Raw genomic sequence first — 16,689 nt, 5'->3', positions numbered from 1 at the left:
CTAGCACGTCGCTTTGTCATAAATAAGCAATTGAAATTAAAAGAAAAACACGGCGAGCTGCTTCTTTTGCCCCGCTCGCCGCGCTCATCCGTTCAGCGCCTAGATTTTGTGGTTCAAAATCGCCAGCATGCGGCGAATCGGCTCTGCAGCCCCCCACAACAGCTGGTCACCCACGGTAAAGGCACCCAGATAATCATCGCCCATGGCCAGTTTGCGAAGGCGCCCTACCGGCACTGACATGGTTCCGGTGACTTTGGCCGGGGTCAGTTCCTGCATGGTCGCTTCGCGTTCGTTCGGGATCACCTTGACCCAGTCGTTGGCACCGGCCAGAATCGACTCAACCTCGTTCAGTGGTACGTCTTTGCGCAGCTTGATCGTCATCGCCTGGCTGTGTGAGCGCATGGCACCCACCCGCACACAGAGTCCATCGATCGGGATTGGCGAATCGCTGCGGCCAAGAATCTTGTTGGCTTCCACCTGGGCTTTCCACTCTTCCTTGCTCTGACCAGACGGCAATGCCGAGTCGATCCAGGGAATCAGACTGCCAGCCAGGGGCACGCCAAAGTGATCGCACGGGTAATCGGCGCTGCGAATGAATTCCGAAACAGTTTTGTCCAACTCCAGAATCGCCGAAGCCGGATCAGCCAGGAACTGCTCTGAAACCTTGTGCACCGAACCCATCTGTTGCAGAAGTTCGCGCATGTGCTGAGCGCCGGATCCAGAGGCTGCCTGATAGGTCATGGGTGACACCCATTCGATCAGGTTTTCTCGGAACAGGCCGCCCAGTCCCATCAGCATAAGACTAACCGTGCAGTTACCGCCGACAAAGGTTTTGGTACCGGCATCAACGGCACGGTCGATCACATCCCGGTTAACCGGGTCGAGCACGATGACCGATTCATCAGCCATGCGCAGCGTTGAGGCGGCGTCCAGCCAATAGCCCTGCCAGCCTGTCTTGCGCAACGGTTCATAGACTTCCGAGGTGTAATCACCCCCCTGGCAGGTGATGATGACATCACAGGCCGCCAGTGCATCAATATCCGTCGCTTTTTCCAGCACGGCCGGGCCCTGGCCAACGTCTGGCGCTGCCTGACCGGCCTGGCTGGTGGTAAAAAATACCGGCTCTATGCCTGCAAAATCGTTTTCTTCGCGCATGCGTTGCATCAGGACCGAGCCCACCATGCCACGCCAACCTACAAAACCGACTTTCATTCTATTCCTCTCAGTGTTCACGCCCCGCTCACGGCAACGGCGTCACCTGTATTTGCGCTGGCCGCCTGTCGGCAGCATCAGCGAGACCCGGCTCATCCGGGCCATTGGTCATCCGAATCGGGCGACGGCTACTTTGTCAGTGCCGCGACAACGGCATCGCCCATGGCGTCTGTCGAGACCGCCGCTTCACCGGCAGCCGCAATATCCGCTGTGCGCAGGCCCTGGTCGAGCACATCACTCACCGCCTGCTCAATCGCATCGGCGGCAGCAGCCTGGCCGAGCGAGTAACGCAGCATCATCGCCACCGACAGTATGGTTGCCAGCGGATTGGCGATGCCCTTGCCGGCGATATCCGGCGCGCTGCCGTGAATCGGCTCGTACATGCCCTTGCCGTCTGCGTCGAGAGATGCCGACGGCAGCATGCCAATGGAACCGGTCAGCATAGCAGCACAATCAGACAAAATATCGCCAAACATGTTGCCGGTCACCATCACATCAAACTGCTTCGGCGCCCTTACCAGCTGCATGGCGGCGTTGTCGACGTACATATGCGACAACTCTACATCCGGGTATTCGGCTGACAGTTCCTTCATGATATTGCGCCACAATACCGTAACTTCAAGGACATTGGCTTTATCAACCGAGCAAAGTCGCTTGCCACGCTTTCGGGCCGCTTCAAAGGCAACCCGACCGATGCGGCGGATTTCAGTCTCGTTGTAGCGATAGGTGTTGAAGCCTTCACGCTCGCCACGATCATTAACAAACTCGCCACGTGGCTGCCCGAAATAGATGCCACCGGTCAATTCGCGCACGATCAGAATATCGAGCCCGGAGACGATCTCGGGCTTGAGCGAGCTGGCGCTGGCCAGTTGCGGATACAGAATCGCCGGACGCAGGTTACCAAACAGTGCCAGCTCGGAGCGCAGCCCCAGCAACCCTTTCTCGGGGCGGACAGCCATATCGAGACCATCCCATTGCGGGCCGCCCACAGCGCCCAGTAAGATGGCATCGGCCGCCCGGGCCTTGGCCAGGGTGTCTTCAGGCAACGGCCCTCCCGTTGCCTCAATGGCAGCGCCACCGACCAGGGCGTGATCGAGTGTTAACGTTAGCCCTTCCCGCTCGGCCACGGCGTTCAGAACCCGTTCGGCCTGGGTAACAATTTCAGGCCCGATGCCGTCGCCGGGCAAAATAAGAATGGAAGCGTGGTTGTTAGCTGTCATGTCGTTTCCTTAACGAATGTGTCCGAATACCCAGGGGGTTTCCTGCTCGCGGCGGGTTTCATAGGCTCGTATGGCGTCGGCATCCTGCAGCGTCAGGCCGATGTCATCGAGGCCGTTGATCAGGCAGTGCTTGCGAAACGCGTTCACGTCAAATTCAAAGGCATCGCCTTCCGGCGTAACCACCTGCTGGTTTTCAAGGTCGATGGTCAGCTCGTAGCCTTCTGTACTGGCGACCGCGTCAAACAACCGATCGACGATGTCATCGGCAAGCACGATGGGCAGCAGACCGTTCTTGAAGCAGTTGTTGTAGAAGATATCGGCAAAACTCGGCGCAATGATCGCCCGAAAACCATAATCCTCAAGCGCCCAGGGAGCATGCTCGCGACTTGACCCACAGCCAAAGTTCTTGCGGGCCAGCAAAACCTGCGCACCGGCATAGCGCGGCTTGTTCAGTTCAAAATCGGGGTTCAGCGGGCGCTTGCTGTTGTCCATGCCCGGCTGACCTTCGTCCAGATAGCGCACTTCATCGAACAGGTTGGGGCCAAAGCCGCTGCGCTTGATCGACTTCAAAAACTGCTTGGGAATGATCATGTCGGTATCGACATTGCTGCGATCCATGGGCGCTACCAGGCCCGCTACAGTCGTAAATGGTTTCATGCGGCGCCCTCCTGCCAGGTGCGGATATCAACAAAATGCCCTTTAATGGCAGCGGCAGCGGCCATGGCCGGGCTGACCAGATGGGTACGACCACCAAAGCCCTGACGGCCTTCAAAGTTGCGGTTCGACGTCGAGGCGCAATGCTCGCCCTGCCCCAGCTTGTCGGCGTTCATTGCCAGGCACATCGAACAACCGGGCTCACGCCACTGAAAACCAGCCGCCTTGAAAATGGCATCCAGCCCCTCCGCTTCAGCCTGCTGTTTGACCAGGCCGGAACCGGGTACGACCATCGCCTGCTTAACACTGCTGGCGACACTGTGGCCTTTCACCACGGCGGCGGCGGCCCGTAAATCTTCGATGCGTGAATTGGTGCAGGAGCCAATGAACACCCGGTCTAGCCGGATTGATTCGATCGGCTGGTCGGCCTGTAGCCCCATGTATTCCAGAGCACGCACAACCCCTTTGCGGCTGTCTTCATCACTCACACTGTTGGGGTTCGGTACCTTGCCGCTCACACCCGCCACCATTTCCGGCGAGGTGCCCCAGGAGACCTGAGGCTCGATATCGGCCGCCTGCAACACGACTTCTTTGTCAAAAGTCGCATCCTCATCGCTGACCAGGGTGCGCCAGTAGTCGGCAGCACGATCCCACATCTCGCCCTTGGGCGCGAAGGGGCGGCCTTTGAAATACTCGATGGTGGTCTCATCTACCGCTACCATGCCAGCACGGGCACCGGCCTCAATCGCCATGTTGCAGACCGTCATCCGACCTTCCATTGAAAGAGACTGCAACGCAGACCCGGCAAACTCGATGGCATAACCGGTACCGCCAGCGGTGCCAATCTGGCCGATGATGTACAACACAACGTCTTTGGCGGTAATGCCAGGAGCCAGGTCACCGTCAACCCGAATGCGCATGTTCTTCATCTTGCGCTGAATCAGGCACTGGGTTGCCAGCACATGCTCCACTTCAGAGGTGCCAATGCCAAACGCCAGCGAGCCCATGGCCCCATGCGTCGAGGTATGCGAATCACCACAAACAATGGTCATACCCGGCAAGGTCGCGCCCTGCTCCGGCCCAACCACATGCACAATGCCCTGATTAATGTCGTTCATGCTGAACTCGCGAACGCCAAAGGCCGTGCAGTTGTCATCAAGCGTGGTCACCTGGATGCGCGAGATTTCATCACGAATGCCCGCCACCCCGGCCTGGCGTTCCGCCAGATCGGTTGACACGTTATGGTCCGGCGTCGCCAGGTTGGTATCCAGCCGCCAGGGCTTGCGACCGGCCAGCCGCAAGCCTTCAAACGCCTGGGGCGAAGTCACTTCATGCAGCAAATGACGGTCGATGTAAATCAGCGCGGTACCATCTTCGCGCTCGGATACTTTATGGGCATCCCATAATTTGTCGTACAAGGTCTTGCCGGCCATGCCGTCCCCTCCTGCGGAAAACCACCTTTGACGCCTCTGTTTACTCTGGTTTCGGAATTCGCTCAGAAGACTAGCACCGGGTACCGGGTGTGTCTCTGTGGGGTAGTCCGCAGCAGGGATGCTGCGGCCTAGGCCCGAGACGTCGGACCGCCATTGACGGATTTACGCCGACCCCACAGAGGCATACCCGGTATCCGGTGCGGACCAATGCCAGTGAGCTGAACTTAACCCCGAAACTTGTGTAACCAAAGGCCTCAACGCCTGGTGGTTCTTGGTTTTTGTCACGGTATTTGTCTGTGCTGCACAGTCTATGTAGACTGATGAATAATACAAATTTATTATTTTTATATTTTCCATAACCATTTGGAATACATATGGATCACACCAGCCTGGAAGCCTTTCTGGCCGTGGCCGAGACCGGCTCGTTCAGCCGGGCCGCCGAACGCTTGTTTCTGACTCAGCCGGCCATTTCCAAGCGGGTGGCGAATCTTGAGCAATCGCTCGGGGTGCAACTGTTCGACCGGATAGGCCGGGATGTTTATCTGACGGAAAGCGGGCGTCTGCTTGTCGACCGGGCGAGTCGCATTCTGGAAGATATTCGGGATGCACGCCTCGCCGTTAGCCAGGCTGGCAGCGATCAGGTTGGGCAACTGAGCATTGCCAGCAGTCACCATATTGGCTTGCACTACCTGGGGCCCCTGTTGCGGTCACTGACCGATCAGTTCCCGGATGCCCATCTGGATGTGCAGTTTCTGGAATCTGAACAGACACTGCAGGCCATTGCCCGGCGCGACCTGGAACTGGCCTTTATTACGTTACCCACCACCCTGCCGCGTGAGTTGCGCAAGGAAACCCTGTGGACGGATAAACTCGAGTTTGTGGTCAGCCCCGATCACCCTCTGACCCAGCGCAAGGGCAAGATACGCCTGAATGAACTGGTGCATTTCAGGGCCATTTTGCCGGATGCCCAGACCACCACCTACCGGCTGATCGAACAGACATTTCAGCGGCACCATCTGCCGCTGTCGCGCACCCTGGCGGTAAACTATCTGGAAACCATTCGCGCTCTGGTCGCCAGCGGCCTGGGCTGGAGCTTGCTGCCACCGCGCTTGATCGATGACAGCGTAAGAGTATTGCCAGTGGAGCAGTTACAGCTTACCCGCCACCTGGGGGTGATCTGGCATCAGGGGCGAACGCTGAGCCGCGGGGCCGAAGCACTAATGGCGATTGCGCGTAACACTCCGGCCCCAGGCTAAGAGTACAGCGACCAAGCCGGCAACCAGCCCCGCCAGGTGCGATTGCACGGCGATGTCACCGCGAATGAAAACCGAAACCCCGCTGGGCCCGCCTGCATAAGGCCCCGACAGGTTTTCAGCGACGACTTTAGTCACCAGAACCAGGGCTACAACCAAACGAATCAGCCCGCTGTAGTGCGGGCTGCGCCATAGCCCCCAGATCAGCCAGCCATACAGCAGGCCGGAGAGCCCGGCGTATTGGGTATAGGGCCCGAATGCCAGCCAGAGACTGCACAGCAGCCAGATCCATACAAAGGCCAACGTATCCTGGCGCTGCCACTGGCCCGGCAGCAACAGCGCCAACAACACCAGCCCGCCCTGGTTCACCAGCCAGTGGGCGGGGTTAAGCTGAGCCACCCAGGCCGTCAGCGGACGCCACAGGTCTCCGCTAGCAACGGCAAAGCGATGATACTCCAGCCAGTCGGACACGCCGGCCAGAGAACCCAGCAGACACAGACCGGAGATCGACAGCAGTATTCTGATCGACAGTGAGACTGACCGCGGCCAGCCGCGCCCGGGTATGACGGTCATTCGAGATTCCTGTTTAGTGCTTCATCACAGCCTCAGGGTAAACCCTGGGCAGGATGCGGCAAAGTGGTTTTGCTGGCCGGGCGAACCCAGTACACTGCCCCCCTTTCGATTTCGACTGCCGATGGGAAGCTGGTTTAATGTGGTTTAAAAACGCACGTGTGTATCGTTTCACCGACGCCTGGTCTGGTTCTGAAGACCAGCTCAACGAAAAACTGGCTCAAACGCCCTTCACTGGCCTGACGGCCCTTCAGGAAAGTGCCTTTGGCTGGGTCGCCCCGTTCAAGGACAGCCAGATGCTGTGCGAGAAAGTCGGCGATCGCCTGTTCATCACCGCTCAGGTTCAGGAAAAAATTCTTCCGGCCAGTGTATTAAACGAACAGCTGGCGGAAAAAGTAGACGCCGTCGAGGAAGCCGAAGGCCGCCGCCCGGGCCGCAAGGAAAAAGAGGCTCTCAAAGAGCAACTGCGTGCCGAGCTGCTACCCCGGGCCTTTCACAAAACCCGCCGCACCAGCGCCTGGATCGACCTGAAGCACCAGTGGCTGGTGATCAACGCAGCCAGCGAAAAAAATGCCGATGACTTCACCGCTCACCTGCGCGAAAGCATTGGCTCGCTGCCGGTCATTCCCGTTGGCAAATCCGTCGCGGGTAGCGCCATTCTGACTGAGTGGTTCCAGCAGCCCGAACGCCGGCCGGAAGGCACCGAACTGCTGGAAGACCTGGAACTGGTCATGGCCGACGACCCAACCATCAAGGCACGTTACCGCAACCTCGATCTGGAAGCCCCGGAAATCGCCCACTCCCTCGACAGTGGCATGCGTATCCGCCAGATGGGCATCGTCCTGAACGATAACTGCCAGGCCGTCATCGACGACACCTTCACGCTGAAGCGCCTGAAGTTCACCGACACCCTGATCGAGCAAAGCGCCGACTCCGATGACCCCCGCACCGATGCGCTGCTGATGTCCGACGCCCTGACCGACTGGCTGGTCAAACTGGCCCCGCAATGGCGTGACACCGGTATCTGATTCGTCTAGTGGTTCGCTCTGGCGCCATGAGTCAGAAATTCGCAGGGTAACTTGGTATATTGCCAACCTTTAATTGGTAGCCAGTTTGACCATCGCGCACGCCTACTGGAGGCACGCCGTAAACCCTTCCATGGGGGCTCGGAGACAAGATATGAACCCCATCCATGGGGTTCACCCTTCGGGCTCACTGCGCTCGTGCTAAAACGCTCCTGGCGTTTTAGTCCCTGTTGTCTAACGGCCTCCAGTAGGCGCACCCGATGGTCCTTGAGTATTAGGTGGTTGATTGATGGCGAATGTCCAACTCATGACACCAGAGCTCGTTAAGCTGAGTGCAACCGGTGTAAAGTCGGTCATATATGGATACTATGTTTTTATATTGACCGTGCAGATTCTCGGGAGGGACTCATGAAGTGGACGCTCGAATGGACTAAACACGCTCGCCTCTGGCTGGTATCCCTGTTGTGCCTGATCAGTGTCGGCGCCCTCGCAGAAAGCCAGATCGAGGTAAAGGAAACCTTCTACCGCTTAACCAAAGCAGAAGGTGACACCAATTTTAATCGCGCTGAAATCACCGAAGCCCGCCCCGGCGATCTGCTGGAGCTGGAAGTCGAGGCGGTTAATATTGGCAATCAGACACTCACGGATTTGTTGCTGGTGAATACCGTACCAACCGGGGGTGCTCAGTTAATTGAAGGCTCGTTAAAGCTGGACGGTCGCGACGGCGAGTTTCGTCTGTCACGTAATGGCAATACGTTCTTCCCGGCCGGTGTCGAGATGCCCGCCAATGAGATTGGCTATATCCAGTGGCTGATCTACAGCTTGCCTGCTGGTGAAAGAGCTGTACTCAGTTATCGTTTGAGAGTGCCCAGGGCTGGTGAATGACCTGACAATGTCTGCCAATCGGTAGGATAAATAGGCTAAGAGATAGCGGCGGGCTGCAGGGATGCTCTTGCGGGAGTATCTGAGGCAGGATCGCCGAAGTTAAGCTTACATGGAAGTATTTACAGCGCCCCCGCAAGAGCATCCCTGCTGCGCGTTGCGGACGATTGGCAACGCTATTGAACCGTCGCCCGGTTGATTTGTTGTAGGCGGGTGAAGCAGTCTTTCAGTGCGGCTTCAAATTCCGATTCTATCTTTTCGCGTTGCTGATCCTGGCGGTGGCGCTCTGCCGGCGTCAGGTCTTTGCGGGCCTGGTGGGTATCGAACCCCTGCACCTGGTCGAATACCTGATCGAGTACCTGATACGACTGACGCTCTGCTTCCGGCAGCTCCAGTGAGTCGAGCAGAATCTTGCAGCGAATGGTCGCCTCGGTCAGGTTCAGGTCTTCTTCGAGCACATTGGTCGAAATGATTTCCAGGCTTTGCAACACAAACGCCCGGCGCGCTTCGGTCTTCTGATCGTAAGCAGCCTGCGCTTGCTCGCGCACTTGCTCTTGCTGGCGAACCTGACGCTGCAAACGCCAGGCAATGACGGCCAGTACGGCGATGATAACGATAGCGGCTAACGCCAGGCTGTAGAGTATCCAGGAATTCATCGGAACGACCTCTGATTCAATTGGGTGGTGATGAATGAAGGGCTTGGTGTTGATACGGCGGATAGGCGGTTGCAGGTCAGCTAGAAATTGTGTCAGGCATCGCCCGATTGATCCCTGTCATGCTCGTGAGTACCGCTGCCAGTCTGGTCCTCCCAGGCTTCTTTCTGATCGCTGCGGCGCACTTCATCGCGAGGCAGGATGTTCAGCGTCTCTTCGGTCTCGCTCCACAGAATCACCAGATCACCTTTCAGCACACGAGCCCGGGCCAGCGGAATGGCGTCATCGAGACCCCCCTCGACCAGACCCCAGTCTTCGCCCTGGCGCATCAGCCACTCTCGGACAATGCCATCCAGCGTTTCGGGCGCCAGCTCTTCAGCGGGTATGATCACGGGCGAGCTCGTCCAAACGACACTTCATGCTCCCATTCGCAGTGTACGGACAGATCATCACTCGGGGCATGGTAGGCACCGGGGCTGTCCCACTGAAAGGTATGGTTGCCAGACAGCTCGGTTTCAAGGTGTACCGTGGCCGAGACCCAGAACATTTTCTTCAACAGCTGTTCGAATTTGGCGATCCAGGCTTCCCAGTGGTATTCCACCGCCTGATAGGAAGCCGCAAAGTGGATGACCTGAGTCTGGTAGGTTCCCTGCTCCAGTTCTTCGGTAGGTATCGAGAACATGCTGGTGGTCAGGTAGGGAAAGCTGTCCAGATCAGTCAGGCTGAGAATGGCGTCGCAATTAACCAGCCGACTGTTCAGCAGGAAGCGCGTATCGTTTGAAGGAACATCGCGAATGACGCCGTACACCAGGGTTTCCTGATCCATCTCAGCAACCCTCCCGCGGCAATCGGTTTGCATCGGCGGTTACGCCGGCCGTTATTGCCATAACTGGTGCTCCCTTAAAACCTCTAAAAATTGCGTTTCGTCCATCACCGGCACATCCAGGTCGGTGGCTTTTTTCAGTTTGCTGCCCGCCCCTGGTCCAGCGACCAGTTGGGTGGTTTTTGCCGACACACTGCCGGCTACCTTGGCGCCCAGACGCTGCAAATAGTCTTTGGCTTCATCGCGACTCAGGGACTCGAGTTTGCCGGTGACGACCCAGGTCTGCCCCGTCAGCGGCATAGAGCCGGATGCAGGCGCCGGATCGGGCCAGGTTATACCCAGGCTGACCAGTCGCTCGATTTCCAGCCGGTTGTTGGGCTCTTCAAAGAAATGGCGCACATGGGCGGCGACTTTGGGACCGACATCATCGACTTCAAGCAACGCCTCTTCCGTGGCAGTCCAGAGCTTCTCGAGACCCCCAAAATGCTGAGCCAGGTTGGCTGCCGTGGTCACCCCAACTTCCCGGATGCCCAGCGCATATAGAAACCGCGGCAAGGTGGTTTGTTTGGCAGACTCAATCGCCGCGATCACATTACTGGCAGATTTTTCGCCCATGCGATCGAGTTCGACCAGCTGATCGGCGGTCAGCTCAAAGATATCACCCGGGGTATGCAGCAGCCCTTTTTCCAGCAAGGCGTCGATGAGCTTCTCGCCCAGGCCTTCAATATCGAGTGCCCGACGCGACACAAAATGCTTGAGCGCTTCGCGGCGCTGCGCATCGCAGTGAATGCCGCCGGTGCAGCGGGACACCGCTTCACCGTCTACCCGTTCTACGGCCGAGCCACACACCGGGCAGGCCTCTGGCAAAGTAACTGGCCGGGCATCCGCCGGGCGCTGATCTTCCACAACCCGCACTACCTGTGGAATCACATCACCGGCGCGACGCACGATGACGGTATCGCCAATGTGAACACCGATGCGCTCGACTTCATCCATGTTGTGCAGCGTGGCGTTGCTGACCGTCACACCACCGACAAACACCGGCTCCAGCCGGGCAACCGGGGTCAGCGCGCCGGTGCGGCCGACCTGAAACTCCACATCCAGCAAGCGGGTCAGCTCTTCCTGAGCGGGGAACTTGCGGGCAATGGCCCAACGTGGCGCTCGTGATACAAAGCCGAGGCGCTGCTGCAACTGAAAGCTGTTGACCTTGTAGACGATGCCGTCAATTTCGTAAGGCAACAGGTCACGGCGGCCGAGCAATTGCTGGTAGTAAGCCTGCATTTCCTCAAGACCGGTCACTACCCGGCTTTCCGGATTGATCTTCAACCCCCAGTCAGCCAGCGCATTCAACGTATCGAAGTGAGTGACGGGCAACTGCCCGCCGTCGATGCGGCCGACCGAGTAGCAGCACATTTCAAGAGGCCGTTTGGCGGTGAGCTGAGGGTCGAGCTGACGCAAGCTGCCGGATGCGGCATTGCGCGGGTTGACGAATACCTTCTCGCCCTGCGCCAGTGCCTGAGCGTTCATGCGCTCAAAGCCATCGCGCGGAAGGTAGATTTCGCCGCGCACTTCCAGCACAGCTGGCCAGTCATCGCCGCGCAGAGTCAAAGGAATGCTGCGAATGGTGCGGACGTTGGCGGTGATGTCTTCGCCGGTGGTACCGTCGCCGCGAGTGGCGCCACGCACCAGACGGCCGTTTTCATACAACAGGCTGACGGCGATGCCGTCGAGCTTGGGTTCACAGGCCAGTTCCAGCGGATCTGTGGTGTTCATCCGGTCTTGCAACCGTTTGTAGAACGCTGCCATGTCGTCGTCACTGAACGCATTGTCGAGCGACAACATCGGCACTTCGTGCTGTACCTGGGTAAAGCCTGCCTGGGGCTGACCACCAACACGCTGGGTCGGGGAATCGTCCCGCACCCAGTCTGGGTGCTCGTGCTCAAGGGCAATCAGTGCCTGCATTAGCCGGTCGTATTCAGCATCCGGCACGCTGGACTCGTTCAGCACGTAGTACTCGTAATCAAGCTGACGAATGCGCTCTACCAACTGGTCCAGTTCGGTGCGGCTGTGATGGGTCGTGTTCGGTTCGGTCATGCCGTTGTTCTGATCATTCGTGGACCTGAATCAGTTGCGAGCGGGCAAAGTTGCGCAGCCGCTCGCGGTAATGTTCGACCCGTTGCGGGGTTACGGTGCTGTGCTCTTCATCGAGCAGGTCCGCATCCAGGTTTTTGCTCAGATACACCGCCATTTCGTACATGTGATCGAAAGACGTCATCATGTCAGCACGCAACGGCAACTGCATGAAAATGGTCACGCCGGGCGTCGTCATCTGGTCCATCGCATCCGGATTCAGCGTACCCGGTTGCACGCAGTTGGCCAGGCTGAATTCCATCTGGCCCTGGGGGTTGCGGTAGTGGAAGATATCCAGCGGGCCGAAACGCAAGCCAGCTCGCAGCAGAAGCTCCAGCAAGTCACCGCCCGCTATCTCGCCCTTGTCGCGGGCCATCACATGCATGATCACCAGTTCCTCGACCGGGCGTGTGTCTTCCTTGTATTCGGGATCCGGCTGCGGCTTGGCTGCCGCTCGCGAGTCGGTGGTTATTTCCGGCTCTGGCTCTGGCTCCGGTTCTGAATGAGACAGATGGGTTTCGGGGGCTTCAAGCTCGTCAGCCTCGTAATCAGCCATCGGGTCATCAGCTTCGTAGGTGGGCGAGTCGACGACATCGGGCTCATTGGATGGTGCCACCTCGTCAGTGTCCGTCTCTGTTGCAGCGTCTACCTGCGCATCTTCATCCACAGCGCTGAAATGCCAGTCGGAATCCCAGTGCTCTGAGTCGTTGTCTTTTGCGGAAATCGACGGTTGCGAATCTGAGCCGTGTGGCGCTGACGCCGCTGCTTTTTTTGGGTCAACCACTGATTCTTGCGGATCGGGCTCCCGGTCGAAGTCGAGGGCCTGTTGCTCTACCCGGCCATCGGTGAGCGCTGGTGTTTCGCGGTCGGTCTCCGGCTCGGCATCTACCGAATCCATCAACATGGGTACCCGCTCGCGTAAATTGAGCCTGGAGGAAATGACTTCACGCTCTTCTTCGGTCATGTCGCGCACCCGTGCGCCACCGTTTGGCAGCTCGCGCGCCAGTTCCGCTTTTTTCTTTTCTTCTTCCGGGTCGGGCCCCAGATCGGTTACCGAGCGGCGGGGCTTGGGCTTACGCAGCTTCATGCGGCGCACCCCGTCCCAGACGATCACGGCAATCAGCACGATGCCCAGTATGATCAGTACGTCACGCAATTCCATTCGCTGGTCCCCGTTACATGGCTGCCAGTTCGGCAGCCTCCTCAACATTCACAGACACCAGGCGTGAGACGCCCGGCTCATTCATGGTCACACCCATCAACTGGTGCGCCATTTCCATCGCAATCTTATTGTGGGTGATGTAGATAAACTGTACGTGTTCGGCCATAGCCTCCACCAATTTTGCATAGCGTCCGACGTTGGCATCATCCAACGGCGCGTCCACTTCATCCAGCATACAGAACGGCGCCGGATTCAGCCGGAAAATACTGAACACCAGGGCAATGGCCGTCAGTGCCTTTTCACCCCCGGACAACAAATGAATGGTGCTGTTTCGCTTGCCCGGCGGCCGGGCCATGATGGCCACCCCGGTGTCGAGCAAGTCATCCCCGGTCAGTTCCAGATACGCATGGCCACCACCGAAGACCTTGGGAAACAGCTCCTGCAACCCCTGGTTCACCCGATCGAAGGTTTCCTTGAAGCGGGTGCGGGTTTCACGATCGATCTTACGAATGGCATTCTCCAGTGTCTCCAGCGCTCGCTGCAAGTCCTGATCCTGCTCATCGAGGTAACGTTTACGCTCACTTTGCGTCTGGTACTCTTCAATGGCCGCCAGGTTGATCGGCCCCAGCCGCTGAATTTTCGCCGCCAGCCGCTCAAGCCCCTCTTCCCACTCTGTCTCGTTGGCGTTCTCGGGCAGGTTGGCGATGACGGTATCCAGGTCAAACTGCTGCTCGGCCAATTGTTCGGCCAGCGTCGCACGCCGGGTAATCTGGGTCTGGGCTGCCATTTTGTGTTGTTCAAGCTCGGTGCGCACCGACATTGCTTGCTGGTCAGCCACCACACGCTGCTGCTCCAGTGAGCGCATTTCGGCATCTGAGCTTTCCATGGCGGTGCGCTTTTCCTGCAGCGATTCTTCCAGTTCCAGTCGCGCTTCGAGTTTGATTTCGAGCGTCTCGCGCAAGTCGTCCAATGGGTCCTGGCGGTCGTCCATCTGGGATTTCAGACGCTCCAGGCGCTCCTTTGCGCGTTCTTTTTGCTGTGCAGCGCGCTCCAGGGCACCATTCAGCGAATTCACTTCAGTTTGCAGTGTCTGCTGCTTCAATTGCAGCTGATGCTGGGCATCGCGGGCCTGGCGAACGGCATCGCGTTTTTCGTCGAGGGTAATGCGGTGCTCTTCGCGCTCGGCCATCAGGGCTTCGCGTTCATCGACATCTTCTTCCATTGAATCGAGTGACTGCTGCAGTTCTTCGCGGTCCATGGCCAGAGTTTCGCGCTCGGCGGCCATTTGCGTTTCGACTTCCTGAATGTCTTCGTTTAGGCGGGCGCGGCGCTCGCGCATCTGCTCGGCCTGTACCCGGCGGCCACTGAGTTCCGATTTGGCTTCGGCTAACTGACGCGACAACTGCTGGTTGTCGCGCTGCACTTGCTCCCGTTCTTCCTCAATGGCCTTTTGCTGCATCAGCGCCATATTCAGGCTGACCTCGAGGTCTTCCTCCACCGCCTCGAGTTCGTCGAGTTCATCGACCAGGGTTTCCAGTTCCTGCTGCTGGCTAAGCAGACCGTCGGAGCCGCCCTCCCCGCGCTGGATACGCAGCCAGTTATGGCTGATCCAGACGCCATCCGGGGTAATCAGGCTTTCGTGTGGGGCCAGGTTGTCTCTGCGCGCCAGTGCCTCGTCGAGGCTGGTGGCGGTGTAAACCGAGGCGAGCCAGGGCGAAAGATCACGATCACACTGCACCTTGCGCAGCAATGACTGACTGGCGTCGCCGACGTCACAGGCGCGCTCGGTCGACAGCAGTGTCAGAGTACCGTCCTGAAAGCGGCTGATAGCGCCGCTCACCGCATCGAGTGAATCGATGGCGATGGCCTGCAACCGATCGCCCAATACAGCCTCGACCGCCGCTTCCCAGCCGGGCTCGACGCTCAATTCCTGCGCCAAACGCCGCGCTTCGCGCAACTGATGACTCGCCAGCCAATCGCGCACACCCTGGGCTTCATCGCCCATGGCGGCCTTAATCAGTGCCTGCAAGGTCGCCTGACGGCCCTGCTTCTGCTGCAATTGCTGGCGCACGCTGTCGTGTTCGCGCCGCTTGGCTTCGGCCTGCTCGCGGCTGCGCTGTTGCTGATCGGCCAGCTCGTCCATACGCGTCTGGAATTGCTCGGCTCGCATCTCCAGTTCATCGGTCTGGTCGATCAGGGCTTCGAGGTTCTCGGCGTCCGGATCAGCCGCCAGTTGATCCCGCTCGCGGTAGAGGGTTTCCTGTCGGCGGTGCAACTGCTCGATCACTCGCTCCAGGTGCTGAATGCGCGACTGAGCGACCTCGGCCTGACGTTTCGGGCCCTGGGCATTCTGGTTGAACTGGTCCCAGCGGCTTTGCCAGTCCTGCTGGCGCTGTTCCAGATCGGCCAGTTCATCGGCGGCCAGCATCACCTGTTCTTCGGCAGCCTCCAGCTCGGGGGCCAGCATTTCCAGTGTTTCACGGGCCTCTTCCACCCGGTCGCTGTCGGACTGGCTGGCCTGGGTGGCTTCCTGCAGTGTGCGCTCGGCGTCCTGAATATCCTGAACCAGCTGGTGGCTCTGCTCCTGACGATGCTGCATGGTCTGCTCAAAGCGCGCGATTTCATTGCCGAGTTGGTAGTACTGCGCCTGGACGTCGTTGAACGCTTCGGTGGCGGTGTGGTGCGCTTCGCGTAAGGCTTCAATGTCGGCATCGATGCGGCGTTGCTCGGTCACGAAGCTTTCGTAGCGAGTTTCGAACTCGGCAATGCGCATATCCTGCTCGGCCACTTCGCGGTCGAGCCCCTGCCAGCGCAAGGCGGCCAGTTGCGCCCGGGTGGTGCGTTCTTCCTGCTTGAATTCCTTGTATTTCTCGGCGGACTGCGCCTGGCGATGCAGATGCTGCAGCTGGCGCTCCAACTCTTCACGGATGTCAGTCAGGCGCTCGAGGTTTTCCCGGGTGCGGCGCATCCGGTTTTCGGTTTCGCGGCGGCGTTCCTTGTAACGGGAAATGCCAGCCGCTTCTTCAATGGTGTTGCGCAGGTCTTCTGGTTTGGCTTCGATCAGCCGGGAAATCATGCCCTGCTCGATAATCGCATAGCTGCGCGCGCCCAGGCCGGTACCCAGGAACAGATCGGTAACGTCTTTGCGGCGGCATTTGGTGCCGTTGAGAAAATAGGTGGACTGGCCATCCCGGGTGACCCGGCGGCGAATCGCAATTTCGTTGAAGGCGGCGTACTCGCCTTTCAGGGAGTGGTCGGAATTATCAAACACCAGTTCGACCGAACACTGGCCGACCGGCTTACGGGCGTTACTGCCGTTGAAGATAACATCGGTCATCGACTCGCCACGCAGGTGCTTGGCGGACGACTCCCCCATCACCCAGCGTACCGCATCAATGGTGTTGGATTTACCACAGCCGTTCGGGCCAACAATGGCCGACAGATTGGTCGGGAACGGGATGGTGGTCGGGTCGACAAAGGATTTGAACCCGGCCATTTTAATACTTTTCAATCGCATAGGGCGATGTCAGTCCAGGGCTGGCGGGCCCGGCATCATGCCAGGCCCCACGATCGAATCAATGCGTTTGATTCTAGCGTCAATCGCGGCCGGTTGAAACCGTCTCCCGGCGTCGATTTTTAGTGCCAGATCAAGGACTTAGATTTCCCGCAAAA

General features: G+C 58.6%; 14 protein-coding genes. 3 read left to right on the top strand and 11 right to left on the bottom strand.

Annotation, left to right across the window (positions count from 1 at the left end):
- Positions 1–99 precede the first annotated feature (99 nt).
- The 4 genes from asd to leuC all read right to left on the bottom strand — a co-directional run bounded on the left by asd (position 100) and on the right by leuC (position 4,519).
- Positions 100–1,212, bottom strand: coding sequence for an aspartate-semialdehyde dehydrogenase (asd, locus tag ACHUE7_RS06280; protein ID WP_394169238.1), 1,113 nt, complete (start codon positions 1,210–1,212; stop codon positions 100–102).
- A 128-nt stretch (positions 1,213–1,340) separates the two neighbouring features.
- Complete coding sequence (leuB, locus tag ACHUE7_RS06275; RefSeq protein ID WP_394169237.1) at positions 1,341–2,432, bottom strand: 3-isopropylmalate dehydrogenase; 1,092 nt, start codon at positions 2,430–2,432, stop codon at positions 1,341–1,343.
- A gap of 9 nt (positions 2,433–2,441) precedes the next feature.
- Positions 2,442–3,089 (bottom strand): 3-isopropylmalate dehydratase small subunit, encoded by a 648-nt coding sequence (gene leuD / locus ACHUE7_RS06270; RefSeq protein ID WP_394169236.1) that lies wholly within the window; start codon positions 3,087–3,089, stop codon positions 2,442–2,444.
- Positions 3,086–4,519: a 3-isopropylmalate dehydratase large subunit gene (leuC, locus tag ACHUE7_RS06265; RefSeq protein ID WP_394169235.1), complete on the bottom strand. Its 1,434-nt coding sequence runs from the start codon at positions 4,517–4,519 to the stop codon at positions 3,086–3,088. The genes leuD and leuC overlap by 4 nt, the downstream gene beginning before the upstream one ends.
- A 374-nt stretch (positions 4,520–4,893) precedes the next feature.
- On the opposite strand from leuC, the gene ACHUE7_RS06260 reads away from it, so the two are divergent.
- Positions 4,894–5,775, top strand: coding sequence for a LysR family transcriptional regulator (locus ACHUE7_RS06260; RefSeq protein ID WP_394169234.1), 882 nt, complete (start codon positions 4,894–4,896; stop codon positions 5,773–5,775).
- Here ACHUE7_RS06260 and rrtA read toward each other — a convergent pair.
- Positions 5,737–6,345: a rhombosortase gene (rrtA, locus tag ACHUE7_RS06255; RefSeq protein WP_394169233.1), complete on the bottom strand. Its 609-nt coding sequence runs from the start codon at positions 6,343–6,345 to the stop codon at positions 5,737–5,739. The two genes, ACHUE7_RS06260 and rrtA, sit on opposite strands and share 39 nt — an antisense overlap.
- A gap of 137 nt (positions 6,346–6,482) precedes the next feature.
- Here rrtA and ACHUE7_RS06250 point away from each other — a divergent pair, with 137 nt between their 5' ends.
- Both ACHUE7_RS06250 and ACHUE7_RS06245 read left to right on the top strand, forming a co-directional pair.
- Positions 6,483–7,370, top strand: a complete 888-nt coding sequence (locus tag ACHUE7_RS06250; RefSeq protein ID WP_394169232.1) for a recombination-associated protein RdgC — start codon at positions 6,483–6,485, stop codon at positions 7,368–7,370.
- Positions 7,371–7,775: 405 nt separating this feature from the next.
- Complete coding sequence (locus tag ACHUE7_RS06245) at positions 7,776–8,252, top strand: hypothetical protein (RefSeq protein ID WP_394169231.1); 477 nt, start codon at positions 7,776–7,778, stop codon at positions 8,250–8,252.
- Positions 8,253–8,425: 173 nt separating this feature from the next.
- On the opposite strand, the gene ACHUE7_RS06240 is transcribed toward ACHUE7_RS06245, so the two are convergent.
- The 6 genes from ACHUE7_RS06240 to smc all read right to left on the bottom strand — a co-directional run bounded on the left by ACHUE7_RS06240 (position 8,426) and on the right by smc (position 16,534).
- Complete coding sequence (locus tag ACHUE7_RS06240; RefSeq protein WP_394169230.1) at positions 8,426–8,905, bottom strand: DUF2489 domain-containing protein; 480 nt, start codon at positions 8,903–8,905, stop codon at positions 8,426–8,428.
- 92 nt (positions 8,906–8,997) lie between these two features.
- Positions 8,998–9,294, bottom strand: a complete 297-nt coding sequence (locus ACHUE7_RS06235) for a YheU family protein (protein WP_394169229.1) — start codon at positions 9,292–9,294, stop codon at positions 8,998–9,000.
- A complete protein-coding gene (locus tag ACHUE7_RS06230) occupies positions 9,291–9,728 on the bottom strand; it encodes a hypothetical protein (RefSeq protein ID WP_127555507.1) in 438 nt (145 codons plus the stop codon). Before ACHUE7_RS06230 ends, ACHUE7_RS06235 begins: the two co-directional genes overlap by 4 nt.
- A gap of 51 nt (positions 9,729–9,779) precedes the next feature.
- Positions 9,780–11,819 (bottom strand): NAD-dependent DNA ligase LigA, encoded by a 2,040-nt coding sequence (gene ligA, locus ACHUE7_RS06225; RefSeq protein ID WP_394169228.1) that lies wholly within the window; start codon positions 11,817–11,819, stop codon positions 9,780–9,782.
- A 13-nt stretch (positions 11,820–11,832) separates the two neighbouring features.
- Positions 11,833–13,017, bottom strand: coding sequence for a cell division protein ZipA (gene zipA / locus ACHUE7_RS06220; protein ID WP_394169227.1), 1,185 nt, complete (start codon positions 13,015–13,017; stop codon positions 11,833–11,835).
- A gap of 13 nt (positions 13,018–13,030) precedes the next feature.
- Positions 13,031–16,534, bottom strand: a complete 3,504-nt coding sequence (gene smc, locus ACHUE7_RS06215; RefSeq protein ID WP_394169226.1) for a chromosome segregation protein SMC — start codon at positions 16,532–16,534, stop codon at positions 13,031–13,033.
- Positions 16,535–16,689 lie beyond the last annotated feature (155 nt).

Source organism: Saccharospirillum alexandrii (assembly GCF_043641555.1).
GTDB lineage: Bacteria > Pseudomonadota > Gammaproteobacteria > Pseudomonadales > Natronospirillaceae > Saccharospirillum > Saccharospirillum alexandrii_A.
Note: the sequence above shows the minus strand (reverse complement) of the source record. Positions and strands in the feature narration are given on the sequence as shown.